This is a genomic window from Shimwellia pseudoproteus (genome assembly GCF_016415625.1).
Classification (GTDB): Bacteria; Pseudomonadota; Gammaproteobacteria; order Enterobacterales; family Enterobacteriaceae; genus Shimwellia; species Shimwellia pseudoproteus.
In genome coordinates, this window is the sequence record NZ_WBXP01000110.1 from 1 (window position 1) to 1,697 (window position 1,697).

Consider the following 1,697-nt stretch of genomic DNA (forward strand, 5'->3'; position numbering starts at 1 on the left):
GCGAGCTCGGTATCAGCAAGAATACCGTCGCTGACATCGTGCAACGACACAGAGCTAACGCTTAGGGTGTCATTTCGCCCTCAGCCGGAACCGACCCCTTTAAGCAGCAAAACCAGGAAAAGGAAAAACAGCAGCGTATTGAACGTGAAAAACAGCGACAGACGCGATCGCGTGGCATGGGTGGTATGAGTCGTTAGTTTTGATGCGACATTCCAGAGATCAGCTTCTACCGCCCTGTATAACGCTGAGGCCGTTTTTTAGTGCTTTTTTGTGGTTGCTGACAGTACCTTTCCAACCGAACTGGGGATTCAAGCGATAAGTTTTGCTCCGTCCTATCTTAGGACCTTCCAGTATGATCCCGAAATCAATCAGGTTTTTTACCGCACGACTGACATTTGTTTTTTGCATAGTCAGCGCTTCCGCAATATCCATCTGCGCAACTTGGATGTAGTTCTCGTAATCCAGTTCTGCGAGCAAGGCCATCAGCACACGCATCTGGTCATGGTTTAGCTCATTGGCAATGGTAATTAGCGCGGCTTGGTTCATAGTAAAGTGCCTCTGGAATGATGACTTTTGTTTAGGACGAATCACTGCTACAAAACCACCTAATTCCTCCCCTGTAGTTTGGTCTACCTGCGTGATTCTCCGCATCTAAAAATCTCCATTCAGGAAAAAATAGTTATCTCTCAAGATAACTAAGTTATCTCTAGAGATAACTATTGTCAAAAACTTTCCGCTTGTGGCGCGGCTTCCCAGCCATCCCCTTCTGTATCTTATTACTCTCCACAATCACACATCGGCAAAATCAGGTGCTTTTATGCCTGTTCTGAGTGTTAGGGTTCCTATGTAAGTGACGTGGAAATTCCGCTTCCTCGCTCATTCGCTCACTACGTTCGGTCATGAGTCTGCGGCGAGCGGTTCTTGATTTTTTAAAACGATATTCGGAGCTTTATTTCGTCAAGGGCGAGCGTAGCGAGTTCATTTACCCTTGACGATGCACTGTAAAAAACACTTCCGGAAGGTGGTTGGTGTCACAAAGTGATGCCAACCACCTGTAGACTGGGTTTAATCTTTTTTAAGCAGTTTATAGCCATCTCTAATGCTAAATAGCGTGTGCATAAACACAACGTTTCTCCCCAGTATTCTCTGGATCTCAGACGCGGTTAGTGGTTTTTCGTACCTAACAAAGCCTGATAGCTTCTGGTAGTAGGTCTTGTCTGGCACGCCATTATGATCTTTCTTTAAAACATCACCACTGGCGATACCATGTGCAACAATTCCTTCGCCGGAGCGATAAAGAAAGACTAAATCTCCTTTTTTAACCTGCTCCATTTTTTCCTTATAACCATCTTCAAATGTTGCCGCTACGCCCTCTGAAATCATGAACTTATCATCTTCTTCATGATGAACTCTGTTAGTGTTAACCACATAACAATTTTGGTATAAGCCTTCTGAAAACTCAGCGCCAGGCTCCTCAGCCATTTCCTTTAAGCTTTCATCATCAAAGATGTATTCCTTTGCTAGGAGGTAGAATAGCTCGTTCCTTTTATAACCAGATTGCTGGGTTGCTAATGTCAGTAAATGGTCCTCTTCTTGGGTTAACCTAACGTTAATCGTCACTTCTATTTGGTCTGTTTGATTTTTTTTGTTTAGCGATTTTATGAATGACATCTTACTTTCCTCACCAGAGTTAATGT

The 1,697-nt window shown here is 43.8% G+C and carries 2 protein-coding genes; both read right to left on the reverse strand.

Annotated features, from left to right (window positions below; translation table 11 throughout):
- Positions 1–219 precede the first annotated feature (219 nt).
- Positions 220–651, reverse strand: coding sequence for a helix-turn-helix transcriptional regulator (locus F9C28_RS19925; RefSeq protein ID WP_080490715.1), 432 nt, complete (start codon positions 649–651; stop codon positions 220–222).
- Between the two features lie 414 nt (positions 652–1,065).
- The coding region (locus tag F9C28_RS19930; RefSeq protein WP_233149205.1) for a hypothetical protein at positions 1,066–1,697 on the reverse strand (632 nt) is incomplete at its 5' end.

Coding starts and splice junctions, on each gene's coding strand:
- F9C28_RS19925 (WP_080490715.1), bottom strand. CDS start 651: ATGCGGAGAATCACGCAGGTAGACCAAACTACAGGGGAGGAATTAGGT.